The sequence below is a fragment of the Acidovorax sp. LjRoot38 genome (assembly GCF_964252975.1).
Taxonomy (GTDB): Bacteria; Pseudomonadota; Gammaproteobacteria; order Burkholderiales; family Burkholderiaceae_C; genus Acidovorax; species Acidovorax facilis.
In genome coordinates, this window is record NZ_CAXUPT020000005.1 from 13,476 (window position 1) to 39,100 (window position 25,625).

The window sequence follows — 25,625 nt, forward strand, 5'->3', positions numbered from 1 at the left end:
TTGTTCTTGTTCAGCGCAGGCGCGGATTGAGGGCATCACGCAACCAGTCGCCGAGCAAGTTCACACTCAGGGCGATCAGCACCAGCATGGCACCGGGGAACACGGTGATCCACCATTCGCCGGAGAACAGGTAGTCGTTGCCGATGCGGATCAGCGTGCCCAGCGAAGGCGAGGTGGGCGGTGCGCCCACGCCCAGGAAGGACAATGTGGCCTCGGTGATGATGGCCGTGGCCACCTGGATGGTGGCCAGCACCATCACAGGGCCCATGACGTTGGGCAGCACGTGCTTGCGCATGATGCGCAGCGGCGAAACGCCCGTCACGCGGGCAGCCTGCACGTATTCCTTGTTGCGCTCGACCAGGGTGGAGCCGCGCACCGTGCGCGCGTACTGCACCCAGCCCGTGAGCGAGATGGAGATGATCAGCACACCAAATGCCAGCGACTCGTGCGCGTTGGGAAACAGCGCACGGCCCACACCCGCAATCAGCAGCGCCACCAGGATGGCGGGGAACGACAGCATCACGTCGCACAGGCGCATGAGCACGGCATCGATCCAGCCACCGCGAAAGCCGGCCAGCAGTCCAAACGCCACGCCCACCACCACGGAGAGCACCACCGATGCGAGGCCCACCACAAGGGATATGCGCGCGCCATAGATGAGGGCGGAAAGAATGTCCCGGCCCTGGTCGTCGGTGCCCAGGGGGTACTTCATGGAGCCCTCGGCGCTCCAGGCCGGTGGCAGCCGCGCGTCGCTGAGTTCGAGCGTGGCCAGGTCAAAGGGGTTATGGGGCGCGACCCATCCGGCAAATACCGAACAGAACACACAGATCAGCGCGATGGCAGCGGCCACCATCGCCATGGGCGATGTGCGGAAGCTGTAGCCAACATCGCTGTCAAACCAGCGGGCAAGGGTTGTTTTCATTGTGGGAAACCAGTAAACAAGCACCAACGCAGAGCCCGGGTAGCGGCCATGCGTTGGTGTGGACTTTCAAAGAACCGGTCGTTCTCTCTTTTCTCTGCGATCGACTAACGTAGGGACTTCTGCGCCCCTTCTTACTTGGTGATGCTCATCCACTTGAAGTGCATGAAGTTGTCGGCCAGCTGCACGAGCTTGACGTTCTTGCCCACGCCCCAAGCCAGCGCTTGCTGGTGCAGGGGAATGTGGCCCACATCGGCAGCGTGCAGATCGAAGACTTCCTTGATCATCGCGTTGCGCTTGACCTTGTCGGTCTCGGCCTGGATCTTGAGTGTCAGCTCATCGACCTTGGGGTTGCAGTAAGCGCCCAGGTTGAACTGGCCGGACCCCTTGTCATCCACGCAGCGCATGAGGGCATTGAGCGCGTTGTGCGAGTCGTAGGTGGCGGGCGTCCAGCCCAGCATGTAAAAGCTGGTGTCGCGGCGCAGCACCTTGGGGAAGTAGGTGCCCTTGGTTTCGGCCTGCAGGTTGATCTTGACGTTGATGCGAGAGAGGTTGGCGGCCACCGTCTGGCAGATGCGGCCATCATTCACGTAGCGGTCGTTCGGGCAGTTCATGGCCACTTCGAAGCCATTGGGATAGCCGGCTTCTGCCATCAGCTTCTTGGCAGCTTCGACGTCGTAGGGAAGGCGCTTCGCGTCAGGCTGGAAGCCATTGATGCCGGGACCCACGAGCAGGGCCGAGGGGTTGGATGCACCACGCATCACGGTCTTCTTGATCCCTTCGATGTCGATGGCCTGGTAGAAGGCCTGGCGCACACGCTTGTCCTTGAAGGGGTTCTTGCCCTTGACGTTGGAGTACAGCAGCTCGTCACGCTTTTGGTCCATGCCCAGGAAGATGGTGCGCAGTTCGGGGCCGGTGATGGCACGGGTGTTGGCGCTGCCGTTCACGCGTTCGATGTCCTGCACGGGTACGGGTTCCATCACGTCCACCTCGCCCGAAAGCAGGGCGGCCACACGGGTCGCATCGTTGCCGATGGGGGTGAAAACGACTTCGCTGACGTTGCCTTCGATCTTGCCCCAGTAGCTGCCGTTGCGTGTAAACACCGAGCGCACGTTGGGCTGGCGCTCACGCAGGCGGAAGGGGCCCGTGCCGTTGGCACGGAACGAGGCGGCGTTCTCGATGCCCTTGCGGCGGTCCACCGGGCCCAGGGCCTGGTTGGTCTCGCACCACTTCTTGCTCATCATGTACACGAGCGAGATCACATCCGGCAGGATCGGGAAGGGGGTCTTGGTTTCGATTTCGACCGTGTGGTCGTCGATCTTGCGCACTTCCTTGAAGTCGTTGGTGTAGCTCTTCATGTCCGAGCCTTCCACCTGGGTGCGCCCGAAGCTGAACACCACGTCATCGGCCGTGAAAGGGGTGCCGTCGTGGAATTGCACGCCCTTGCGCAACTCGAAACGCCACACGGTGGGCGACGTCTGCTTCCAGCTCGTCGCCAGGGCAGGCGCCAGGCTCAGATCCTTGTTGCGGCCGACCAGCGGCTCATAGACGTTGCCGGTGACGCTCAGCTGCAGCGACTCATTGAGCGAGTGGGGGTCCATCGACAGCGAGTCACCCTGGTTGGCGATGCGGATGGTCTGAGCTTGGGCCACCAGGCTCGCCGCCGCCAACGCGGTAAAGAGAGCGGTCAGAGCGATTTTTTTATGGAATTTCATGGAAACCTCCAGGTTGGGGAAAGCGGGGTGAAAGGGTTGGGCCGTGGCGCGGTAGTGCAAATGGGCAGGCTGGCTGGACGGTGCTTCAAGCTGCCGCCAAAGGCATGGCCTGCTCGATAAGGCTTGCGTGCAGCGCTGAGCCCAGGGGCAGGATGTCGTCGTTGAAGTCGTAGCGGCTGTTGTGCAAGGCGCTGCCACTGGCCCCTGTGCCCTGGCCGATGCGCAGATAGGCACCGGGGCGGGTCTGGAGCATGAAGGCGAAGTCCTCGGCGCCCATACTGGGCTCCAGGTCACGCACCACATGGTCGGCACCCAGCAGGGATTCGGCCACGTCGCCAGCAAAGATGGCTTCGCTTTCGCTATTGATCGTGGCCGGGTAGATGCGCTCGTAGTGCACCGTGGCCGTGGCGCCAAAGCCCAGGGCGATGGCGTTGCACAGCTCCTTGAGGCGCTTTTCCACCATCTCCTGCACGACCGGATCGAATGTCCGCACGGTGCCCACCAGCGTGGCAGAGCCCGGCAGCACACTGAAGGCCCCCAGGTCGCCAGCCTGTGCGGCGCAGATGCTTACCACGGCGCTTTCAATGGGGCGCACATTGCGCGAGACGATGCTTTGCGCGGCCGTAATGATGTGCGCGGCCACAACCAGCACGTCCACCGTCTGGTAGGCATGGGCACCGTGGCCGCCACGTCCCGTGATCTCGATGGTGAAGCGATCCGCCGCAGCCATCATGGGGCCGGAGTTGATACCCACGGTGCCGGGCTTCATCGCGGGCCAGTTGTGCATGGCGTAGATGGACTGCACCGGGAAGCGGTCAAACAGCCCGTCTTCCATCATGACGCGGGCGCCAGCAAAACCTTCTTCACCCGGCTGAAACACGAGCACGGCTGTGCCGTCGAAGTTGCGGGTCTCGGCCAGGTAGCGCGCAGCCCCCACCAGCATGGCGGTGTGGCCGTCGTGGCCGCAGCCATGCATGAGGCCGGGCTTGCACGACTTCCAGGAGAAATCGTTGTGCTCGGCCAGCGGCAGCGCATCCATGTCGGCACGCAGGCCGACCATGCTGCCACTGGAAGTGCTGCGGCCGCGGATCACGCCCACGACTCCTGTGCGGCCAATGCCGTCGTGGATCTCGTCCACGCCGCAGAGCTTCAGAGCCTCTTTGACGCGCGTGCTGGTGTATATCTCCTCGAAACCCAGCTCAGGGTGGGCATGCAGGTCCCGGCGCAGTGCGGTCAGCTCGGGGTGGTACTGCGCAATGTGCGCAAACGCCCGGCCTCCGGCTTTGTATCGAAGCGACTGCATGTCAGGCGCCCCGAAAGCTCGTGCAGCGCCAGCAGCCGGCAAAACCGGCGCGGCCCAGGCCAGCGCTCCCGCGCAAGGGCCGCCCCGCCGCGCTGGGAGCGTCCCCCCTTTGGGGGGATGGCGCGAAGCGACTCAGGGGGGAGTTCATTCAATGCCCTCCTGCCTTGCCTACGCGCAGGCGAGGGTCGACCGCAAAATACAACAGGTCCACCACCAGATTGATCACCACAAAGATCAAGGCGATCAGGCACAGGTAGGCGGCCATCACCGGAATGTCGGCAAAGGTCACGGCCTGGATGAACAGCAGGCCCATGCCGGGCCACTGGAACACGGTCTCGGTGATGATGGCGAAGGCAATCAGACCACCCAGCTGCAGGCCGGTGATGGTCATCACGGGCACCAGCGTGTTCTTGAGCGCATGGCCGAAGTGGATGGCGCGATTGGACAGACCCCGGGCGCGTGCGAACTTGATGTAGTCGGTGCGCAGCACCTCCAGCATTTCTGCGCGCACCAGCCGCATGATCAGCGTGAGCTGGAAGATCGCCAGCGTGATGGCAGGCAGCGTGATGTGGTGCCAGCCCTTGGCCTTTAGCAGGCCCGTGCTCCACCATCCCATCTGTACCACTTCACCGCGCCCGAAGCTGGGGAACCAGCCCAGGGTGACAGCGAACACCAGGATCAGCAGGATGCCGATCAGGAACGTTGGCAGCGACACGCCCAGCAGTGAGATTGTCATGAACAGCTGGCTTGTGAAGGTGCCGCGCTTGAGGGCTGCATACACGCCCATGGGCACGCCAATGACCAGGGCCAGGAAAGCAGCCACCAAGGCCAGCTCCAGTGTGGCGGGAAAGCGCTCTGCAATCAGTCGCGAAACCTTGGCGCCCTGGCGCAGGCTCAGGCCGAATTCGCCCTGGGCTGCGTTGACCAAAAAATGCCAGAACTGCACGAAAAAGGGCTTGTCCAGACCGAGCGAGGCGCGCAGTTCGCGGATCTGCTCGGGGGTGGCGTCCTGGCCCAGCAGGAACACCACAGGGTCTCCCACGTACTGGAACAGCATGAAGGAGATGAAGGCCACCGTGACCATGACAATCACAGCCTGTATCAGGCGGCGCAATATAAAGGCGAGCATCGGAGAGTCGATTGAGTGTTCGATGGGAACGCCACAGCCACTTTTGATGGCAGGGCGCTGGCAGGCAATATGCGGTCGTCAAACCGGACCAGAAAGCAAAACAAAGAAAGCAAGGGCCTCGGGGCCCTTGCTCTCAGTGTGTCACGCACCGGTCAATTCACCTTGACGGTGCGCATGTCCACGCGGTTATCCGCGCGGTGAACCAGTTCAATGTTCTTCTTCACGGCCCATGGGATCACTTGGTCATGCAGAGGAATGTGGGACACGGTGTCGTTGGACAGTTGCAGCGCTTCCGTCAGCATGCGGGCGCGCACGGGTGCATCGGTTTCTGCCTTGATGCGGTCCACCAGATAGTCCATGCGCTGGTTGCTGTAGCGGCCCACGTTGTAGTTGCCGTCACCACCTTGGCCCACAGTGCGGACCAGCGATTGCAGGCTGTACAGCGCATCGAAGGTCGGCACTCCCCAGCCCAGCATGTAGATGCTGGCTTCGTAGCGCTGGATCATCGGGAAGTAATTGACCAGGGGCAGCGTGCGCAGCTTGGCCTTCACGCCCACGCGCGACCACATGGCGGTCACGGCCTGGCAGATGGCTTCGTCATTGATGTAGCGGTTGTTGGGACAGGCAAAGTCCACCTCAAAACCATCGGGGTAACCGGCCTCGGCCAGCAGCTTCTTGGAGGCTTCAACGCTGTAGGGGAAACGCTTGCCAACGGCCTCGGTATAACCCGCCACCTGTGGGGCCACGATGGTGCCCGTGGGCTTGCCCAGGCCACGCATGATGTTGCGGGAAATGGTTTCTGCGTCAATCGCCTGGTACAGGGCCTTGCGCACGCGCACGTCCTTGAGCGGATTTTTGCCCTTGATGTTCGAGCCTGGCAGTTCGTCGCGGAACTGGTCCATGCCCAGGAAGATGGTGCGGTTCTCAATGCCGTCAATCACCTTGAGGTCGGGGCTGGCGCGCAAGCGGCCCAGATCCTGGGGAGTGGGGTCGAGCACCATGTCCACTTCGCCCGACAGCAGGGCTGCAATGCGTGTGGCAGCAGACTTGATCGGGGTGTAGACGATTTCGGTCACGTTCCCGTCCATCTTGCCCCACCAGTTGGGGTTGCGCTTGAACACCATCTTCACATCAGGCTGCCACGATTCCAGCGTGTAAGGACCGGTGCCCATGGCATTGCGGTGGGCAAAGTTTTCGTCGGTGCCCTTGATGTCTTTGGGCTCGACCGACTTGTTCTTTTCCGCCCAGGCCTTGCTCATCATGCGCAGTTCGGTCATCTGGCGCAGCAGCACAGGGTTGGGAGCGGTCAGGATGACGTCGATGGTTTGCGCATCCACCTTGTTGATCTTGCTGATTCCCTGGATGTAGGGGGTGAAATTCGATGTCTTGGCCATCGCGCGCTGCAGCGAATACACCGCATCGTCGGCGGTGAAGGCCGAACCATCATGGAACTTCACCCCTTGGCGCAGCGTGAAACGCACCTGCGTGGGGCTGATTTCTTTCCAGGCCGTTGCCAGCACGGGCTCTACGTCAAAGGTCTTGCTGTTGTAGTAAACCAGGCTTTCATACACATTCGCATGGATGCCATTCTGGAGCGCGTTGTTCTGGGAATGGATATCCCAGGTCGCGATTTCCCCCTGGCTAGCCCATTTGAAGGGCTTGGCATGCAGGGCTGGCGCCACAAGCAGTGCAGCAGCCGCAGCCACCGACAAAAGACTGTATTTGAGTTTCATGGAACCCTCTTGAATAAAAGTTTTACTATGCAGTAAAGGTTGCTCTATAGCCAACGGGAAATCCCTGAATCCCGGGCACTACGAAGGGCCTCTAAGGGCTGATTTTGTAGGGAAGCAGCACGCAAGGATGGTGCCAAGAATCTGCACCAAAGCAAACAAGAGGAAGAAACCTCGGAGACAGGCCGAAGGACGCCATTGCCCGACATCATCCGACCGATCCGTAGGGCGGATGTACCCGGAGTTACATACAGGAAGTCCGCACAACCAACCACCAAGCACAAATCAGCAGACAAAAAAAAGCCGCCCGAAGGCGGCTTTTTTAGCTTTGATACCGGTAACTGGCCAGAAGCCAGTCTCGATATTAGAAGCTGTGACGGATACCGAAGTCGTAGCCGTTGGAGTTGTCGCCAGCAGCAGTCACGGAACCGTTCAGGGACTGAGCAGCGCCGTTCTTGTTGCTCACGTGAGCGTACGTTGCGTACAGAGCCGTGCGCTTGGACAGGTTGTGCACGTAGCCCAGAGCGATCTTGTTCGAACGTGGGTCAGCACCAACTTGGTCGATCTTGTAGGTGGAGTAAGCCAGACGGATTTCACCAGCGCCCACGGGCACCAGACCACCGATCAGGAAGCCCTTGCCTTCAGCGCCGCCCTTGACGTCGTCTTGGTTGTAGTGAGCCATGATCTTGGCCACGCCCAGGTCGTATTGACCGCCCAGGTTCACAGCCTTGATGTTGCCCGACAGGAACTTGGTGTCAGAGAAAGCCAGAGCCACGTTGATGGGGCCATTGGCGTAACCAGCGCGCAGAGCCAGGCCGTTGCCGTCCTTCTTGTTGGCTGCGTTGCTCAGGTTTTCACCCATGTAGTACTGGGCTTGGCCGTAGAAACCGCCCAGGTTGCCAGGCAGGAAGTAGCCGATGGAGTTCGAAGCGCGCAAGGTGGTTGGGCCACCCAGGCTGGAGTTCAGGGTTTGGGTCGTGCCAACACCGTTCGTGCCGAACGGATCGAACACGGTCAGGTTCCAGAATTGGGGCGTGTAGTCACGGCCCAGACGCACTTCACCGAAGCCGCCGTTCAGGCTGACGGTCGAACGACGGTTGAAGGTCAAGCCGCCACCGCCGGTGACGCCGCTTGCGCCTTGGTTGTTGGTGCTGGTGGTGCCACCGGAACCGTTGTCGTTGTTCACGCCAGCTTCGAGCCAGAACGAAGCGGACATGCCGCCACCCAGATCTTCAACACCGCGGAAGCCCAGACGGCTGCTGTTGTAGCCGGAGTTCGTCAGTTGGGACTTGTTGGCGACGCTGCCGGAACCGTATGCGTAGGTAGCGTCAACGATACCGAACAGGGTTACGGACGATTGAGCCATTGCAGCGCCGGAAGCAGCCAGCACAGCCAGGGCAATCAGGGATTTTTTCATTGCGAGTTACTCCAAGGTTAAACATCGGGCTCCGGTACGGGGGGTCTATGGTGAAAGCACCTGCACAGTCCCGCCGGTTCCCCGGGCCAACCTCCTGGTGGGGAAGTTGCTCTTATTGCACCAGACCCGGCCAGGTTTCGCAAAGGAATTCACCCACAATCGACCCGAAAGGGAAAAATCGTTGCAGTGTTGCAACATTTCCATGAACCTCGGCAAAATCGATCTGCTGCGCCTTGTAGCAGCTCCTGCCAGCGCCTGAGATTTGTATCCAAGTGAAAATTGTGTTTCTGCGCTCTTGCCAACCTGAAAGCCTCCATGGACTCTTTGCTTATTGCGGCTGACACCGCACTGCGCACACTTTTTGCAACACCCCGGGCATCGGAGCCCACGCCGGCGCGCGGCATGGACGAAGGAGCACTCGACCCCACCCAGAAGAAGCTGGCGGGGGCGCTGATGCGTGTCAACCACGTGGGCGAAGTCTGCGCACAAGCCCTGTACACCGCGCAGGCAGCCATCACGCGCGACCCCGCGCTTCAAGCCCATCTGCTGGAGGCCGCCCGCGAAGAAACAGACCATCTCGCCTGGACCCAGCAGCGCCTGGACGCGCTGGGCGCCCGGCCCAGCCTGCTGAACCCCCTGTGGTTTGCGGGCGCCTTCGCGCTGGGGCTGGTCGCCGCCAAGGTCAGCGACCGGGCAAGTCTGGGTTTTGTGGCGGAAACGGAAAACCAGGTGGCGGCGCACCTTCAAAGCCACCTCGCACGGCTTCCCACACAAGACCTGCCCTCGCGGGCCGTGGTGGCCCGTATGAAGGACGACGAGGAGCGCCATGCCGCCCAGGCACGGGCATCCGGAGCGCTGGAACTGCCGGCCCCCGCCCGGGCGGCGATGAAGGTAGCAGCCAAGGTGATGACCACCACCGCACACTACCTCTGACGACGGCCCGGGCGTACGCTATGGGTGCGCCAGAGGTATCGCGCGTCTGCCGCCTCAAAAACTGTCGCAGCCCAGGCCAGGGATGCCGAGCCAGGGCCGCCCCGCAGCGAAGGCGTCGTCCCCCTGGGGGGGAAGGCGCCGCAGGCGACTCAGGGGGGTAAATTCAAATTTCGACCACTTCAAACCCGGTGGTGATCTCCGCCGTCTTGCCCAGCATGATGCTGGCCGAGCAGTATTTGTCATGGCTCATGGCGATCGCGCGCTCTACCGCAGCGGGCGGGATACCCTTGCCGGTCACGGTGAAATGCATATGGATCTTGGTGAACACCTTGGGGTCCGTCTGGGCGCGTTCGGTGGTCAGCTTGACACTGCAGCCGCGCACATCGTGGCGGCCCCGCTTGAGGATGAGCACCACGTCGTAGGCCGTGCAGCCGCCTGTGCCGGCCAGCACTGTCTCCATGGGCCGGGGCGCCAGGTTCAGCCCGCCGTTGGCCGGATTGGCGGCATCGGGCGCGCCATCCATCGTTAAAACATGGCCGCTGCCGGTCTCGGCCACAAAGCCCATGCCAGAACGGGTTCCTGTGCCTCCGGTCCAGCTGACTGTGCATTCCATGGTGTATCTCCTTTTTGGTGCGTGGTTTTTTTCGCACGGAATGGCCCGGCGAAATAAAAATTTGGTGTTGATTTTGCTGCAATGCAACAAGACTCGCGCTAAACTTCCACCAAGCGCTGCTTTTTCTGGATGGAAAAGGCAGATGGCAAGAAGCCCGGTTTTCGGCACTTGTCCCGCACCGATTGTCTCCTCCATCTCCTCAAAGGATGGATTAGCCCCAGGCCTCACGGCTTGGGGCTTTTTTTTGGCTGAACTGGCCTCGATAGCTTCCCTCAGCGGCGCATCGCCCCCCAAAAAACCGACCCCCTATGATGTGGACCCCCGCCGCTGCCCCGTGGCGGCCCACCTGCCCTGCCATGACCCAGCACCTCACCCCCGCCGACTACCTGAAAAAAATCCTGACCGCCCGCGTGTACGACGTGGCGGTGGAGTCGGCGCTGGAGCCCGCCAAGAACCTCAGCCGCCGCCTGCACAACAAAGTGCTGCTCAAGCGCGAAGACCAGCAGCCCGTGTTCAGCTTCAAGCTGCGGGGTGCCTACAACAAGATGGCGCACCTCACGCCCGAGCAGTTGGCACGCGGGGTGATCTGCGCCTCGGCCGGCAACCACGCGCAAGGCGTGGCCATGAGCGCCCACAAGCTGGGCACGCGCGCCGTCATCGTGATGCCCACCACCACGCCGCAGCTCAAGATCGACGCCGTGAAGACGCTGGGCGGCGAGGTCGTGCTGTTTGGCGAGAGCTATTCCGATGCCTACGGCCATTCGGTGAAGCTGGAGAAGGAACAGGGCCTGACCTTCGTGCACCCGTTCGACGACCCGGACGTCATTGCCGGCCAGGGCACCATCGCCATGGAGGTCCTGCGCCAGCTGCAAAGCCTGGGCAGCAACCAGCTCGACGCCGTGTTTGTGGCCATTGGCGGCGGCGGGCTCATCTCGGGCGTGGCCAACTACATCAAGGCCGTGCGGCCCGAGATCAAGGTGATCGGCGTGCAGATGAACGACTCGGACGCCATGATCCAGTCCGTCAACGCACATGAGCGCGTGACGCTGGCCGACGTGGGTTTGTTCTCGGACGGCACCGCCGTCAAGCTGGTGGGCGAGGAGACCTTCCGCATCGCCCACAGCGGCCTGGTGGACGAATTCATCACGGTGGACACCGACGCCGTCTGCGCCGCCATCAAGGACATCTTTGTGGATACGCGCAGCATCGTCGAACCCGCAGGGGCTCTCGCCGTGGCGGCCATCAAGCAGTACGTTGCTGAAAAGAAAACCAAGGGCGAAACCTATGCCGCCATCCTGTGCGGCGCCAACATGAACTTCGACCGCCTGCGTTTTGTGGCCGAGCGCGCCGAAGTGGGCGAGGAGCGCGAGGCGCTTCTGGCCGTCACCATCCCCGAAGAACGCGGCAGCTTCCGCCGCTTTTGCGAGGTGGTGGGCGGCCTGCCGGGTGGCCCGCGCAACGTGACCGAGTTCAACTACCGCATCAGCGATGCCGCCCAGGCCCATGTGTTCGTGGGCATCACCACCAATGGCAAGGGCGAGTCGGAGAAAATCGCCAAGAACTTCGGCCGCCACGGCTTCGAGGCACTGGACCTGACGCACGACGAACTGGCCAAGGAGCATCTGCGCCACCTGGTGGGCGGGCATTCGGCGCTCGCGCAGGACGAGCGCCTGATGCGCTTCACCTTCCCCGAGCGGCCCGGCGCGCTGCTCAAGTTTTTGAGCCTGATGCAGCCGACCTGGAACATCAGCCTGTTCCACTACCGCAACCAGGGCGCCGACTATGGCCGCATCCTCGTGGGCATGCAGGTGCCGCCCGAAGACGCCGCCACGTTCGACGCCTTCCTGGCCACGCTGGGCTATCCGTATGTGGAAGAGACGCTGAACCCGGCCTACCGGCTGTTCCTGCGATCCAAGTAACCAGAATATGGGCCAAATTGGCCTCCAGCGCCTATCCATCAAGCGCTGGCAGCTATCAAATCTGACGTAGTCCCAGCCAACCCATGCAAGCCCTGCGCCACTATCTGCTGGCCGTGCAGTTTTTCACCCGCATCCCGGTCACTGGTCGGCTGGCCGACTGGGTCGGCTACAGCCCCGCCATGCTGCGGGCCAGCGCGGCACACTTTCCGGGCATTGGCTGGCTGGCCGCGCTGCTGTCCACGGGCGTCTATGCCGCATTGCACTGGGCCCTGGCGCCCAGCCCGCTGGCCCCGGCCGTGGCCGCCGTGTTCTGCACCATCGCCACGGTGCTGATGACCGGCGGCTTTCACGAGGATGGGCTTGCCGACGTGGCCGATGGCCTGGGCGGCAGTGCCGATCGCGAGCGGGCACTCGACATCATGAAGGACTCGCGCATTGGCGCCTTCGGGGCCATGGCGCTGGTGCTGGCGCTGCTGGCCAAGCTCAGCCTGCTGGCGCTGCTGGGGGCCCACAGCCTGCTGGCTGCCGTGGCCGCGCTGGTGGGGGCGCATGTGCTGTCGCGTTTCTGGCCGCTGCTCATCGTGCGCAGCCTGCCGCATGTGGGCGACACCGCCCGGTCCAAAAGCAAGCCGCTGGCCGACCAGATTTCGGGCGGCGCGCTGCTGGCGGCATTTTTGTGGTGTTTTATGCCGATAGCGCTTGTCTATCAAGCGCAATCAGCTATTTATTTTATAGCGTCTATACTCTGCAGCGCCCTTGCCGCCGCCTGGATGGCCCGCTGGTTCGCGCGCAGGCTGCAGGGTTTTACCGGCGACTGCCTGGGTGCCACGCAGCAGGTCAGCGAAATCGGCTTTTACCTGGGCGCGGCGCTGGCCTTGCGCTGGATGTGACCGGCGCACCCCCCAAAACTCGCCTTTGGCTGGTGCGCCACGCCCAGCCGCTGGTGGCACCCGGCACCTGCTATGGGGCGCTGGACATCCCCGCCGACCCCGCCGCCACGCGCGCTGCCGCAGAACACCTGGCCGCCGCGCTGCCACCCCAGTCGCGGGTGATTCACTCCACCCTACAAAGATGCGAGCAGCTTGCGCTAGAGCTTCAAGCGCTGCGGCCCGATTTGGCATCAAAACCCGACGCCCGCCTGCGCGAAATGGACTTTGGCAGCTGGGAGGGGCAGGCCTGGGAGTCCATTGCCCGCAGCGACATCGACGCCTGGACGGCCGCCTTCGCGAGCTACCGCCCTGGCCTGGGGGAAAACCTGGCGGCGGTGCTGGCCCGCGTGGCGGCTGCGCTGCAGGACCACGACCCCGGGGCTACACAGGATGTGGTGTGGATCACCCACGCCGGGGTCATCCGCAGCGTGGCGTGGCTGAGGGCGCACGGCAACGGCGTGCTGCCGCGCTCGGAAGAATGGCCCGTTGCCGCGCCGGGCTGGGGCCAGTGGGAGAGGATCGAACTGGGATAGGAGCCGGAGCCCCCTGCCCCGGCATCAAGCATCAACGCTTGAGCGGCATGTCCAGCGTCAGCGTGGCGGGGCCATCAGCATCGCGCCCCAGCTGCGCCTGGCGCGGGCCCAGCGCCTGCAGCACCAGCCCTTCATCCACCGCGGCACCCACGCGGAACGGTTTGGCGGGTTTGCCATCCACCGCGATCAGCGCGGCGCCGCCCCCGCTGTTGCGGCCCGAGAGCACCCCGATCAGTGCGAAGCGGCTGGCCAGTGTTGCCACCGGGGCGGCTGCGACCACCCCCGGGGCAGCGGGCGCAGCCCCCAGCAGCCGGGCCAGAGCCTGCGCATCGGGCGCCACGGGGGGTGGCAGCACCACGGGCGCAGCGGCTCCGGCCGCAGGGGCCGACAGGCGCAGCCCCCAAAAAACCACGCTGGCGCCTGCGGCGGCCCATAGCGCCAGAGTCCCCAAGCGGACGCCCCATTTGCTGTACGTATTGGTCACCATGCGGGGATTATGATTCACGCGATTCGACCATCCCAGAGACCGCCAGCAGTGAACACTTCTTTCCCCCTCCTCTTGCGCTCCGCCCGCCACCGCCTGGCCACGAACGTGGCCCGTGGCTTCACCCTCATCGAGCTGATGGTGGTGCTCGTCATCATCGGCGTGCTGGCCGCCCTCATCGTGCCCAATGTGCTGGAACGCGCCGACGACGCCCGCGTGACCGCTGCCCGCACCGACATCACCAACATCATGCAGGCGCTCAAGCTGTACCGCCTGGACAACCAGCGCTACCCCACGGCCGAGCAAGGCCTGCAATCGCTGATCGTCAAGCCCAGCTCGGGCCCCGTGCCCAACAACTGGAAGCTGTACCTCGAAAAACTGCCCAACGACCCCTGGGGCCGTCCGTACCAGTACCTGAACCCTGGCATCAAGGGCGAGATCGACGTGATGTCGTTCGGCGCCGATGGGCAGTCGGGCGGTGAAGGCAAGGATGCTGATATTGGCAGTTGGCAATGACGACCGGCTCTTCGCGACAGACCCCTGCTCCATGAAACTGGCGCTCCCTCGGCCAGGGATGTCGTGGAACTGGCTTCGCCAGGCCATCGGCATCTCCCCCCCGAAGGGAAGCCGCGCGGCGGCTCAGGGGGGCTTCACCCTCCTTGAGTTGCTGGTGGTCATCAGCATCATTGCCCTGGCCACCGCCGGTGTGAGCATCGCCATGCGCGACAGCGGGCAGACACTGGTCGAGCGCGAGGCAGCCCGGCTGGCGGCGTTGCTGGAATCTGCGCGTGCGCAGTCGCGCGCCGGGGGAATGCCCGTGCGCTGGCGTGCCGATGCCGGAGGGTTCCGGTTCGAGGGCCTGCCGCCCAGCGCACTGGCGGCGATGCCCGGCCAGTGGCTGGATGCGGGCACCACGGTGCGCGCGCCCACGCTGCTGGTGCTGGGGCCAGAGCCCCTCATTGGCCCCCAGCAGGTGCTGATCACCCACCAGGCCTATCCCGAGCGCACGCTGCGCATTGCCACCGACGGGGTGCGCCCCTTCACCGTCGAGACCGTCCAATGAAGTCCACCCTGCCCCCCCAACGCTGTTGCAGGCGCCAGCGCGGCTTCACGCTGGTGGAGGTGCTGGTGGCGCTCAGCATCGTGGCTATTGCACTGATGGCGGGGCTGCAGGCCACCACGGCGCTCACGCGCAACGCGCTGCGCCAGTCAGACATCGTGCTGGCCCAGTTATGTGCCGAGAACGAACTGGTCTATGCGCGCCTGTCGCGCCAGATGCCCAGCGTGGGCGACAGCCAGGTCACCTGCGAACAGGCCGGGCGCCAGCTCACCGTGGCCCTGATCGTGCGGCCCACGCCCAACCCGAGCTTTCGCCGGATGGACGCGCAGGTGCTGGATGGCGACAACTCGATCCTGCGCATCTCGACCATCATCGGAAGGTATTGACCAGATGTCCCCCCTGAGTCGCTTCGCGCCTTCCCCCCTTGGGAGGGACGCACCCGGTGGCCTGGCAGAGCCAGTTCCACGGGTGCACTGGCCTCGCGCCGCGCCGGTTTTGAAAGGCGCGCGCGGCTTCACGCTGGTAGAGCTGCTGCTGGCCATTGCGGTGATGAGCCTGCTGGCCATCCTGAGCTGGCGTGGGCTGGATGGGATGGTGCGGGCGCAGGAGATCACGCGCCAGCGGGCCGACGAGATGCTGGTACTGCAGTCTGCCCTGGGCCAGTGGGGCACGGACCTGGATGCGCTGCTGCCCATTGCCAATACCACGCCGCTCGACTGGGACGGCCAGGTGCTGCGTTTGACGCGGCGCACCAGCGCAGTGCCCGACGAGGGCGCCCTGGTGGTTGCCTGGACGCGCCGGGGCGGCCAGGGTGTGGGCCAGTGGATGCGCTGGCAGTCGCCCCCGGTGCGCACGCGCGCCGAGTGGCAGGAGGCGTGGCAGCTGGCCGCGCAGTGGGCGCGCAGCCCGGGCGACGCCGAGCGGCGCCATGAGATGACGCTGCTGCCGCTGGAGGACTGGCAGATCTTCTACTACCGGGGCGGTGCGTGGTCCAACCCGCTGTCCAGCAGTGGCACCACCCCGGTGGGCACCTCGGCCATCCCCGACGGGGTGCGCCTGCAGATCACCCTGCCGCCCGGCCAGGCCCTGGTGGGGCGGCTCACACGCGATTGGGTGAACCCCGTGCTGGGTGGGGGTCGGACATGACAATGACAAGCCCCCCCCTGAACAGCCGCGCCGCTTCCCCCCAGGGGGACGCCACTCGTGGCCTGGCAAAGCCTGTTCGACGATGGCACTGGTCTGGGCCGCGCCAGTTTCACAGCGACCCAGGGGGATTCCACATGGGGCCGCGCCCGGTCCGCAGGGAACGCGGTGCGGCGCTGCTGCTGGCTATGCTCACGGTCACCCTCGTGGCGACCTTTGCAGCGGCGTCCATGTGGCAGCAATGGCGCGCGGTAGAGATTGAAACGGCCGAGCGCGGCCGCGTGCAGTCCACCTGGATTCTGGTCGGTGCGCTCGACTGGTCGCGCCTGATCCTGCGCGAAGACGGGCGCTCGGGTGGTGCGGACCACCTGGCCGAGCCCTGGGCCGTGCCCCTGCAGGAGGCACGGCTGTCCACCTTTCTCGCGGCCGACAAGAACGTCAGCCAGGTGGACGACGCCACCACCGACACCACCGAGGCCTTTTTGTCGGGGCAGATCTCGGACATGCAGGGCCGCCTGAATCTGACCAACCTGGTCGACAACGGCAATGTGCAGACCTTGGCACTGCGGCAGTTCACGCGGCTGTTCGAGCGCCTGGGCCTGCCGCTGCAGGAGCTGAGCCTGCTCACCGACGCCCTGCGGCGCGCGCAGGCCACCACCGGCACCGACAGCACGAACGCCCCGCTGCTGCCCCCCACCATGTCGCAACTGGGCTGGCTGGGCCTGGCGCCCACCACCGTGGCCCGCCTGGCGCCCCACGTGACGCTGCTGCCCGTGCGCGCGCCGGTCAACCTCAACACCGCCGACATCGACGTGCTGCTGGCCGCCATCGACGGCCTGGACATGGCCAGCGCCCAAAAGATGCTGCAGGCCCGCGAGGCTCGGCATTTCCGCACGCTCAGCGAGGTGCGCGACCTTCTGGGTGCCAGCATCGACATCAATGAAGGCGCCCATGCCGTGGCCTCTTCGTACTTTGAGGTGCGCGGCCGCCTGCGCCTGGGCGATGCCATGGTGGACGAGCGATCACTGGTGCGCAAACAGGGCATCGAGGTCACCACGCTATGGCGCGAACGGGGTGCTTTTGACCGCGAAACCGCCCCGGGCGCTCGGGAGGCCCAGCGCTGAAATCTGACACATCTGCAACACATCCGCAGGTTCGGCCCGCACTGTGAAGCCCGCCCCCTAAAATGGCCCGCAAAACCTGTCCATGAGCACCCTCATCCTTTTCCTGCCGCCGGCCCGTCCGGGGCCGGCCACCGAGTACAGCTACACGCTGACGGCGGACGGCCACACTGCCCTTCGCCACGCCACTGCCCCGGCCGCGCTGCTGCCCGAACCCACGCGCCCCGGCGGCGAAGTGGTGGCCGTGGTACCCGCCCGGGCGCTGTCCTGGCAACGGGTGCAACTGCCGCCCGGCCTGGCACTGGGCGCGGGCCAGCAGACACCGCGCCTGCGATCGGTGCTGGAGGGTCTGCTTGAAGACCGCCTGCTCGACGACGCATCACAGCTGCACTTTGCCATCCAGCCGGATGCCAATCCCGGAGAACCCGTGTGGGTGGCGGTGTGCGACCGCACCTGGCTGCGCGACAACCTGCAGGCCCTGGAAGCCGCTGGTCGCCGCGTGTCGCGTGTCGTGCCTGAATTCGCCCCCGGCCCCACCCAAAGTGGCCGCCCCGAGCTGTGCGCCCTGGGCACCCCCGAAGACGCCTGCGTGGTGCTGACTGGGCAGGGCGCCGAACACGGCGTGGCCGTGTTGCCCCTGTCCATTGCCTCCGTGATGCTGGCCCGTGCCGGGCTCCCCCAGGATACGGCCACGGACGGAGACGATGCGCCCGTGGTGCGCGCCGAGCCTGCGGTCGCGGCCCTGGCAGAGCGCACGCTGGGCCAGCGCGTGGCTCTGCACACGGCCAGCCAGCGGGCGCTGGACGCCGCGCGCGGCGACTGGGATCTGGCCCAGTTCGATCTGGCCAGCACCGGCCGCACCCGGGCGCTGCGCAAGGCGGGCAGCCTGGCCAGCGCACTGCTGAACGCCCCGCAGTGGCGCGCAGCGCGCTGGGGCGCAGCACTGCTGGTGGTGGCGCATCTGGTGGGTCTCAATGCCTGGGCCTGGCAGGAGCGCAAGGCGCTGGCCGCCAAACAGGCGGCCGTGCGGTCCACGCTGACCCAGACTTTCCCCAAGGTGCAGGTGGTGGTGGATGCCCCGGTGCAGATGGAGCGCGAGCTGGCCCAGCTGCGGCAGGCGGCCGGCGCCGTTTCGGCCCGCGACCTAGAGCCCCTGCTTGCCGCCGCCGGAGCCTCCCTCCCCAGCGGCCGCCAGCCCACGGGCATCGAATACGCCCCCGGCGAGCTGCGCCTGCGCGGCGTCACGCTGGCCCCCGATGAAGAAACCGTGCTCTCGGCCCGCCTGCAGGCTGCGGGCTACCGGGCCCGGCTGGACGACGGCAGCCTGCTGCTGCGCGCTGAAGGCACACCATGACTGTCATCACCTCTCCCGCCCTGCGCGCCCGCTGGCAGGCCCTGGCCCCCCGGGAGCAGACCCTGGTCCTGGCCGCAGGTGGCCTCGTCGCGTTTGCCCTGCTGTGGTGGCTGGCCGTGGCCCCGGCCCTGTCCACGTTGCGCGCCGCACCCGCGCGCCATGCCGAGCTGGACTCACAGCTGCAGCGCATGCAAGGCCTGCGCGCCGAAGCGCAGCAGCTGCAGTCGGCCCCGCGCAACACGCGCGGCGATTCCGTCGGTGCGCTGCGTACCGCGCTCACACAGCGCCTGGGCAATACGGCCCAGCTCAATGTGGTGGGAGACCGCGCCACGGTCACGCTCAAAGGCGCTCCCGCCGATGCGCTGGCCCAATGGCTGGCCCAGGCACGCAGCAACGCCCGCGCCGCCCCGGTGGAGGCGCGCTTGACGCGCAGCGCCGCCCCTGCAGGCTCCGCACCCAACGCCCCGGCACCGGTCAAACTGGGCAACGCGGCCACGGCGATGCCACGTTGGGACGGCACTCTGGTGCTGGCCCTGCCGCCTGCCCAGCCCTGAATCAGCCCCCGCACAGACACTCTCTCCCGTGGCCACCTCCTCACGACACCGAAAACCCGTACCCCGCACTCCCCGCAGCGCATGGGGCTGGGCGCTGGTCGGCGCTGTGGCGGGCGTAGTGCCTGCCGTGGTGGCGTTTGCACCCGCGCACTGGCTGGCACAAAGTGTCGCCAGCGCAACGGGCGGACAGGTACAGTTGCTGCAGGCACGCGGTACGGTCTGGACAGGTTCGGCCCAACTGGTGCTGACGGGGGGCTCGGCCAGCCAGGACAGCGCCGCCCTGCCCAGCCGCCTGGACTGGCGCATCCGCCCCGGCTGGGGTGGCTTGCACGCGCAACTGAATGCCAGCTGCTGCACCCCTACACCCCTGCGACTGCAGGCGAGTGCCGGCTGGTCCGGTACGCGCCTGACCATCATCGACGGCGAGAGCCTGTGGCCGGCCTCCGTGCTGACCGGGCTGGGCACGCCCTGGAACACGCTGCAGCCCCAGGGCCAGCTGGCGCTGCAGACCCGTGGCTTCACCATGCGCTGGAGTGCCGGACGCATGTCCCTGGCAGGCCAGGTGCAGCTGGATGCACGGGCCATGTCGTCCCGCCTGTCCACCCTGCGCCCCATGGGCAGCTACCGGCTGGCGGTGCAGGGCGGCGAGGCGCCCACGCTCACGCTGAGCACGCTGGACGGTCACCTGCAGCTCAACGGCACCGGCCAGTGGGTGGGCAACCGCCTGCGCTTTGCGGGCGAGGCCAGCGCCACCCCCGAGCGCGAAGCCGCCCTGTCGAATCTTCTGAACATCATTGGACGACGCAACGGCGCGCGCTCCATCATCACCGTGGGTTGAACCTATGAACTCCTTGTTGTCACCACGCCTGGGTTTTGCTCTTAAAGCAATAGCAGCTAGCGCAATACTGGCGTGCGCTAGCGGGCAAATTATCGCCCAAACCGCCATTGATACCGGCACCGGCAGCGTGCGCGCCGGCGAGCCCGTCACCCTGAACTTCGCCAACGCCGAGATCGAAGCCGTGGCCCGCACCATGGCCACCATCACGGGCCGCAACGTGGTGGTCGACCCGCGCGTGAAGGGCCAGCTCAACCTGGTCACCGAACGCGCCGTGTCGCCCGCCGCCGCCTTCCAGCAGTTCCTGGCCGCGCTGCGGCTGCAGGGCTTTACGGTGGTGGAGGCTGCAGGCCTGTACAAGGTGGTGCCCGAGGCCGACGCCAAACTGCAAGGCGGCAGCGTGAGCGTGGTGCAGGGCAGCTCTGGCAGCGCGCCCGGTGGCGGTCAGATCGTCACCCAGATCTTCAAGCTCAACTTTGAAAACGCCGCCAATCTGGTGCCCGTGCTGCGCCCGCTGATCAGCCCCAACAACACCATCAACGTGAACCCCGGCAACAACTCGCTGGTGATCACCGATTACGCTGACAACCTGCAGCGCCTGGCGCGCATCGTGGCGGCCATGGATGTCTCCAACGCCAGCGATGTGGAAGTGATCCCGCTGCGCAACGCCGTCGCCACTGACCTCGCGCCGCTGGTGGCGCGCCTGATCGACGGGGGCAGCGGTGCCGCGCCGGTCGCCGCACAGGGGCAGGCGGACACCTCGTTCAAGACCACGCTGATTGCCGAGCCGCGCAGCAACGCGCTGATCCTGCGCGCCGCCAACCCGGCCCGTGTGGCCCAGGTGCGCGCGCTGGTGGCACAGCTGGACCAGGCGCCTGCGCCCGGCAGCAGTGCGTCCACCGGCAACATCCATGTGGTGTACCTGAAGAACGCCGACGCCACCAAGCTGGCCACCACGCTGCGTGCCGCCATGGCAGCCATGGGCGGCACCGGCAACACGGGAGGTGGCAGCGCGGGCGCAAGCGCCGCACCGGCCGCGCCCAGTGGAGGCCTGGGCGGTGGCGGCACCAGCGGCAACATGCTGTCCACAGGCAGCGGTCTATCAGGTGGCAGCAGTGGGGGACTGGGCTCGGGAAGCAGTGGCATGGGCACCAGCAGCACCAACAACAACCAGCCGTCCACGGGCGGCCAGATCCAGGCCGACCCCACCACCAACTCGCTCATCATCACGGCGCCTGAGCCCCTGTACCGCCAGCTGCGTGCAGTGATCGACAAACTCGACGGACGCCGCGCACAGGTGCTGGTGGAAAGCCTGATCGTGGAAGTCTCGGCCAACAAGCTCGCCGAGTTCGGCATCCAGTGGCAAGGCATCCTGGGCAAACAAGGCGATGGCACCGTGGGCGTGATCGGCACCAATTCCGGACAGGCGGGCGCCAACATCCTGGGCATCACTGCGGCACTGGCGACAGGAAATGCATCCAGCATCGCCACGGCGGCGGGCACGCTGGGTCAGGGCATGAACCTGGCGCTGGCGCCACGCATCAACGGCCAGTACTACCTGGGCGCACTGGCCAACTTTTTGCAGAACAGCGGCGATGCCAACGTGCTCTCCACTCCCAACCTGATGACGCTGGACAACGAGGAAGCGCGAATCATCATCGGCAACAACGTGCCCTTCGTCACCGGCTCGTACGCCAACACCACGGGCAGCAGCACCGTGAGCCCGTTCCAGACCGTGGAACGCAAGGACGTGGGCCTGATGCTCAAGGTGCGTCCGCAAATCAGCGAAAACGGCACGGTGAAGATGGCGATCTACCAGGAGGTGTCCAAGATCGACACCGCCACCCTCAGCAATGCCAACGGCCCTAGCACCAGCAAGCGCTCCATCGAGTCGAACGTGGTGGTGGACGACGGCAGCATCATCGTGATCGGCGGCCTGCTGGAAGACAGCTACCAACAAGGCCAGGACAAGGTGCCGGTGATGGGCGACCTGCCGGTGGTGGGCAACCTGTTCCGCAGCGAAACCCGCTCGCGCAACAAGACCAATCTCATGGTCTTCCTGCGCCCCATTGTGGTGCGTGACAACGCCACCAGCGACGCACTGATGATGGACCGCTACGAAGCGATCCGCGCGCTGCAGCAGGCCACGCAGCCCGCCGCCAGCACCGTCATGAAGTCGGTCTCTGGCGCCCCCATCCTTCCCTCGCTGCCCGAGCGGGCGCCTTCGGTCGCCAGCCCCATGCCTGTGCAGCCCGCCGCGCCGGTGCCCGTTCCCATGCAGCAGCTCACCCCTGTAGCGCCGCCCCCACCCACACCGGGTACCGCTCCCCAAAGCAGCGCGCCTGTGGAGCAGTCCAGCCCCACGGCCCAGGCGCAGGTCCCCGCGCCGCTGTACTACGTGAACGTGGGCGTGTTCGGCAAGGACGCGGAATCGCGCAGCGCCATGACCAAGCTGCGCAGCACGGCACTGCCCCTGTCCATCCAGGCGGTAGACACCAACCGGGGCACGCTCACCCGCGTGCGTGTGGGCCCCTACAACACCGAAGATGCGGCCAACGCCGCTGCCGCCACCGTGCGCAGTCTGGCACTCAACGCCACGGTCTCGCCCAAGGCGCTCTGACGGACCCACGCCCATGCGCCACCCCCTGCCCTACGCCTTTGCCCGCACCGCCCAGCTGCTGCTGGAGGACGACGGCCACCAGCTGGTGCTGTGGCATGGCCCCCACCCCGACGCCGGTGCGCTGTCCGAAGTGCTGCGCAAACACCCGGTGCAGCAGTTGCTGCCGCTGGACGCCCCGGCCCTGGCCCAGCGCATCAGCGCCGTGTATTCGCACAGCGAATCAAGCGCCGCCACCGTGGTGAGCGAGGTCGAGAGCGACGCGGACCTCTCGCGCATGATGCAGGAGCTTCCCGCCGTCGAGGACTTGCTCGAATCCGCGGGCGACGCACCCATCATCCGCATGCTCAACGCCCTGCTCACGCAGGCCGCGCGCGATGGCGCGAGCGACATCCACATCGAGCCCTACGAGCGCCATTCCAGCGTGCGTTTTCGCGTGGACGGCACCCTGCGCGAGGTGGTGCAACCCAACCGCGCGCTGCACGCCGCGCTGATCTCGCGCCTGAAGATCATGGCCGACCTGGACATCTCTGAGAAACGCCTGCCGCAGGACGGCCGCATCAGCCTGCGCCTGGGCACCCGCGCCATTGACGTACGCGTTTCCACCCTGCCCAGCGCCCATGGTGAACGCGCGGTGCTGCGCCTGCTGGACAAGAGCGAAAGCAAACTGAGCCTGGAAGCCGTGGGCATGCAGGGTGAGACGCTGCGCCGCTTCGAGGGCCTGATCAGCCAGCCGCACGGGATCATTCTGGTGACGGGGCCCACGGGTTCGGGCAAGACCACCACGCTGTACGCGGCGCTGGGTCGTCTCGATGCCACGCGCAACAACATCATGACGGTGGAAGATCCCATCGAGTACGAGCTGCCCGGGGTGGGGCAAACGCAGGTCAACAGCAAGATCGAGCTGACCTTTGCCAAGGCCCTGCGCGCCATCCTGCGCCAGGACCCGGACATCATCATGATCGGCGAAATCCGCGACTTCGAAACCGCACAGATCGCCATCCAGGCCTCACTCACGGGCCACCTGGTGCTGGCCACGCTGCACACCAACGACGCAGCCAGCGCCGTCACGCGGCTGACCGACATGGGGGTGGAGCCGTTCCTGTTGTCGTCGTCCCTGCTCGGCGTGCTGGCCCAGCGGCTGGTGCGCAAATACTGCAGCCATTGCCACGGCAGCGGGTGCGAGCACTGCGGCCAGACGGGCTACACGGGCCGCACCGGTGTGTTCGAGTTGCTGGTGACCACCGACGCGATCCGCGCGCAAATCCACAACCAGGCGTCCGAAGCCGACATCCGCACCGCCGCGCTGGCCGACGGCATGGCGCTGATGCGCGAGGATGGGGAACGGCTGATTGCAGCAGGCATCACCAGCCGCGAGGAAGTGCTGCGGGTGACGCGGGACTAGCCAGCCGCAGAGGCCAGTTTGATATCATTTTGATAGCAACTAGCGATTAATAGATAAGCGCTAGGGATCCTCTGCACGAATCGAGCGGCAAGTGTGCGCTGCGGATCGGGATGGGCTGCAAGGCGCAAAACGCAGCAATAGCCGTAGCTATTGCGAGGTTTTGCAACGCGGCAGACCGCCCGAGACCGCAGATGCACACGGCGAGGTGATTCGTGCAGAGGGTCCCTAGCGTTCAAAAAATGCTCAAAATTAACGTATGCGCAGCGCAGGCCTGCGCTGCGCCTGGGCCACGGCTGGCGCAGCGGGCGCCGCTGCCGCGCTGAAGACCGAGGGTGCAGGAGCCCCGCCGTCCTGCAGCTTGAACTGGCTGACCGCACTGCTCAGGTGCAGCGCCTGTTCGCGCAGCGATTCAGAGGCAGCGGTGGACTCTTCCACCAGCGCGGCGTTCTGCTGCGTCATCTGGTCGAGCTGGCTCACGGACTGGCTGATCTGGCCGATGTTGTCACTTTGCTCGGCCGACGAGGCCGTGATCTCGGCAATGATGTCAGACACCCGGCGCACGCTGCTGACAATCTCGGTCATGGTCTGCCCGGCCTGGCTGACCAGGCGCGAACCATCTTCGACGCGCTCCACCGACGAACCGATCAGGCCCTTGATCTCCTTGGCCGCCTCGGCGCTGCGCTGCGCGAGGTTGCGCACCTCGCTGGCCACCACCGCAAAACCCCGACCCTGCTCGCCAGCACGCGCGGCCTCCACGGCGGCATTGAGCGCGAGGATGTTGGTCTGGAAGGCAATGGAGTCGATCACGCCGGTGATGTCGGCGATCTTGCGCGAGCTGGTGGTGATCTGGTCCATGGTGGTCACCACCTGCGACACCACGGCACCACCGCGTGCGGCCACTTCGGCGGCCGACGAAGCGAAGTCGCTGGCCTGGCGGGAGGACTGGGCGCTTTGCTGCACGGTGCTGGTCAGCAGCTCCATGGACGAAGCGGTTTCCTCCAGATTGGCCGCGGTCTGCTCGGTGCGGTGGCTCAGGTCATGGTTGCCGCTGGCGATCTCGGAACTGGCGGTGGTGATGTTGCCTGCCGCGTCCTGCACCTGGCGCACCAGGCCCCGCAAGGCGTCCTGCATGCGGCCCATGGCTGACACCAGCTGGCCCACCTCGTCCTGGTTCATGGCCGCCACATCGCGAGAGAGGTCACCACTGGCAATGCGGTCGGCCAGTTCCTGCGCCTGCCCCAGCGACTTGGTGATGGAGCGCACGCTGAAGAAGGTGAGCGGAATCAGCACCGCCAACCCCAGCACCAGCCCGATGCCAATCAACGCCGACATGGTGGAAGTGCGCGATTCAACCCCCGCACGGGCCTCGTCCATCTGCGAGCGGGCCGCGCTGGCTAGGCTGGAGAACAGCTTGTCGGTGGCCTCCATGTGGACCTTCAGGCGGTCGGCGTAGGCACCGCCCCCCGCACCATCGAGCTGCGCGCCCTCAATCTTCTCGAAGATGGGGGCAATGCCGGTTTCGTACTGCTTGATCTCGTCCAGGGATTTGTCGATGGAGGCCACAAACTCTGCATCGCCCGACTGCACCTGGCGCACCTCGGCCAGGCTCTTGCGCAGGGCAGCCAGGGTCTTGGCCCAGGACTCGCGCAGGGCAGAGACCTCGACCGAGTTGTTGAAATTGATGATGATGTCTTTTTCGGTCCGGCGCAGGTCACCCAGGGTCGTGCGCAGGTCGGACATATCAGTCAGGGTTTGCACCCGCTGCGAAAACAGCTCCTGCAATGTGCCCCGGGTGCGGTCCAGGGCCACATAGCCCATGGCGCCAATGACGATCAGAAGAATCAGCGAAAAAACGGTTCCGAAGTAAAGACGTGTGCGGATAGAGAAGCGGCCGAGAGCATTCATGGCTCTT

23 protein-coding genes are annotated in these 25,625 nt (G+C 65.5%); 14 read left to right on the top strand and 9 right to left on the bottom strand.

Annotated features, from left to right (window positions below; genetic code table 11):
- Positions 1–10 precede the first annotated feature (10 nt).
- From ACSQ22_RS10165 to ACSQ22_RS10190, 6 genes are all read right to left on the bottom strand, one after another.
- Positions 11–922, bottom strand: coding sequence for an ABC transporter permease (locus ACSQ22_RS10165; RefSeq protein ID WP_055398531.1), 912 nt, complete (start codon positions 920–922; stop codon positions 11–13).
- Positions 923–1,053: 131 nt separating this feature from the next.
- A complete protein-coding gene (locus ACSQ22_RS10170; protein ID WP_029413932.1) occupies positions 1,054–2,634 on the bottom strand; it encodes an ABC transporter substrate-binding protein in 1,581 nt (526 codons plus the stop codon).
- 85 nt (positions 2,635–2,719) lie between these two features.
- A complete protein-coding gene (locus ACSQ22_RS10175) occupies positions 2,720–3,937 on the bottom strand; it encodes a M20 aminoacylase family protein (RefSeq protein ID WP_121507524.1) in 1,218 nt (405 codons plus the stop codon).
- A 148-nt stretch (positions 3,938–4,085) separates the two neighbouring features.
- A complete protein-coding gene (locus ACSQ22_RS10180; RefSeq protein ID WP_121422333.1) occupies positions 4,086–5,066 on the bottom strand; it encodes an ABC transporter permease in 981 nt (326 codons plus the stop codon).
- A gap of 152 nt (positions 5,067–5,218) precedes the next feature.
- Complete coding sequence (locus ACSQ22_RS10185; protein ID WP_121507525.1) at positions 5,219–6,799, bottom strand: ABC transporter substrate-binding protein; 1,581 nt, start codon at positions 6,797–6,799, stop codon at positions 5,219–5,221.
- A 361-nt stretch (positions 6,800–7,160) separates the two neighbouring features.
- Positions 7,161–8,213, bottom strand: coding sequence for a porin (locus tag ACSQ22_RS10190; protein WP_436130225.1), 1,053 nt, complete (start codon positions 8,211–8,213; stop codon positions 7,161–7,163).
- Between the two features lie 315 nt (positions 8,214–8,528).
- On the opposite strand from ACSQ22_RS10190, the gene coq7 reads away from it, so the two are divergent.
- Positions 8,529–9,146, top strand: coding sequence for a 2-polyprenyl-3-methyl-6-methoxy-1,4-benzoquinone monooxygenase (gene coq7 / locus ACSQ22_RS10195; RefSeq protein WP_436130226.1), 618 nt, complete (start codon positions 8,529–8,531; stop codon positions 9,144–9,146).
- Between the two features lie 163 nt (positions 9,147–9,309).
- Here coq7 and ACSQ22_RS10200 read toward each other — a convergent pair whose 3' ends face one another.
- Positions 9,310–9,759, bottom strand: coding sequence for an OsmC family protein (locus tag ACSQ22_RS10200; RefSeq protein ID WP_436130227.1), 450 nt, complete (start codon positions 9,757–9,759; stop codon positions 9,310–9,312).
- A gap of 356 nt (positions 9,760–10,115) precedes the next feature.
- On the opposite strand from ACSQ22_RS10200, the gene ilvA reads away from it, so the two are divergent.
- From ilvA to ACSQ22_RS10215, 3 genes are all read left to right on the top strand, one after another.
- Positions 10,116–11,678, top strand: a complete 1,563-nt coding sequence (gene ilvA, locus ACSQ22_RS10205) for a threonine ammonia-lyase, biosynthetic (RefSeq protein ID WP_431151900.1) — start codon at positions 10,116–10,118, stop codon at positions 11,676–11,678.
- An 83-nt stretch (positions 11,679–11,761) separates the two neighbouring features.
- Positions 11,762–12,568 (top strand): adenosylcobinamide-GDP ribazoletransferase, encoded by an 807-nt coding sequence (locus tag ACSQ22_RS10210; protein WP_436130228.1) that lies wholly within the window; start codon positions 11,762–11,764, stop codon positions 12,566–12,568.
- Complete coding sequence (locus ACSQ22_RS10215; RefSeq protein WP_436130472.1) at positions 12,559–13,140, top strand: histidine phosphatase family protein; 582 nt, start codon at positions 12,559–12,561, stop codon at positions 13,138–13,140. The genes ACSQ22_RS10210 and ACSQ22_RS10215 overlap by 10 nt, the downstream gene beginning before the upstream one ends.
- 31 nt (positions 13,141–13,171) lie before the next feature.
- Here ACSQ22_RS10215 and ACSQ22_RS10220 read toward each other — a convergent pair whose 3' ends face one another.
- The gene (locus ACSQ22_RS10220) at positions 13,172–13,627 is read right to left on the bottom strand and encodes a type II secretion system protein N (RefSeq protein ID WP_055398539.1); all 456 of its coding nucleotides are present in this window, start codon (positions 13,625–13,627) and stop codon (positions 13,172–13,174) included.
- Positions 13,628–13,675: 48 nt separating this feature from the next.
- Between ACSQ22_RS10220 and gspG the strand changes: the two genes are divergently transcribed.
- The 10 genes from gspG to ACSQ22_RS10270 all read left to right on the top strand — a co-directional run bounded on the left by gspG (position 13,676) and on the right by ACSQ22_RS10270 (position 23,713).
- Positions 13,676–14,140, top strand: a complete 465-nt coding sequence (gene gspG / locus ACSQ22_RS10225) for a type II secretion system major pseudopilin GspG (protein WP_370109541.1) — start codon at positions 13,676–13,678, stop codon at positions 14,138–14,140.
- 31 nt (positions 14,141–14,171) lie between these two features.
- A complete protein-coding gene (locus tag ACSQ22_RS10230; RefSeq protein WP_255484830.1) occupies positions 14,172–14,687 on the top strand; it encodes a prepilin-type N-terminal cleavage/methylation domain-containing protein in 516 nt (171 codons plus the stop codon).
- The gene (gspI, locus tag ACSQ22_RS10235; RefSeq protein ID WP_436130229.1) at positions 14,684–15,070 is read left to right on the top strand and encodes a type II secretion system minor pseudopilin GspI; all 387 of its coding nucleotides are present in this window, start codon (positions 14,684–14,686) and stop codon (positions 15,068–15,070) included. Before ACSQ22_RS10230 ends, gspI begins: the two co-directional genes overlap by 4 nt.
- An 82-nt stretch (positions 15,071–15,152) precedes the next feature.
- Positions 15,153–15,830 carry a PulJ/GspJ family protein gene (locus tag ACSQ22_RS10240; RefSeq protein ID WP_228897326.1) on the top strand — a complete coding sequence of 226 codons (678 nt, stop codon included), beginning with the start codon at positions 15,153–15,155 and terminating at the stop codon, positions 15,828–15,830.
- A 134-nt stretch (positions 15,831–15,964) separates the two neighbouring features.
- On the top strand, positions 15,965–16,951 hold the full coding sequence (gspK, locus tag ACSQ22_RS10245) for a type II secretion system minor pseudopilin GspK (protein WP_055398544.1): 987 nt from the start codon (positions 15,965–15,967) through the stop codon (positions 16,949–16,951).
- A gap of 82 nt (positions 16,952–17,033) precedes the next feature.
- The gene (gene gspL, locus ACSQ22_RS10250) at positions 17,034–18,302 is read left to right on the top strand and encodes a type II secretion system protein GspL (protein ID WP_431151895.1); all 1,269 of its coding nucleotides are present in this window, start codon (positions 17,034–17,036) and stop codon (positions 18,300–18,302) included.
- A complete protein-coding gene (gene gspM, locus ACSQ22_RS10255; RefSeq protein ID WP_055398546.1) occupies positions 18,299–18,856 on the top strand; it encodes a type II secretion system protein GspM in 558 nt (185 codons plus the stop codon). Before gspL ends, gspM begins: the two co-directional genes overlap by 4 nt.
- 28 nt (positions 18,857–18,884) lie before the next feature.
- Entirely contained in the window at positions 18,885–19,694 is an 810-nt protein-coding gene (gene gspN, locus ACSQ22_RS10260; RefSeq protein WP_121507533.1) for a type II secretion system protein N, read from the top strand.
- Between the two features lie 4 nt (positions 19,695–19,698).
- Positions 19,699–22,311: a type II secretion system secretin GspD gene (gspD, locus tag ACSQ22_RS10265; RefSeq protein WP_436130230.1), complete on the top strand. Its 2,613-nt coding sequence runs from the start codon at positions 19,699–19,701 to the stop codon at positions 22,309–22,311.
- A 13-nt stretch (positions 22,312–22,324) separates the two neighbouring features.
- Positions 22,325–23,713 (top strand): GspE/PulE family protein, encoded by a 1,389-nt coding sequence (locus ACSQ22_RS10270; protein ID WP_121422318.1) that lies wholly within the window; start codon positions 22,325–22,327, stop codon positions 23,711–23,713.
- A 249-nt stretch (positions 23,714–23,962) separates the two neighbouring features.
- Here ACSQ22_RS10270 and ACSQ22_RS10275 read toward each other — a convergent pair whose 3' ends face one another.
- Positions 23,963–25,618: a methyl-accepting chemotaxis protein gene (locus tag ACSQ22_RS10275; protein WP_055398550.1), complete on the bottom strand. Its 1,656-nt coding sequence runs from the start codon at positions 25,616–25,618 to the stop codon at positions 23,963–23,965.
- Positions 25,619–25,625: the final 7 nt, after the last annotated feature.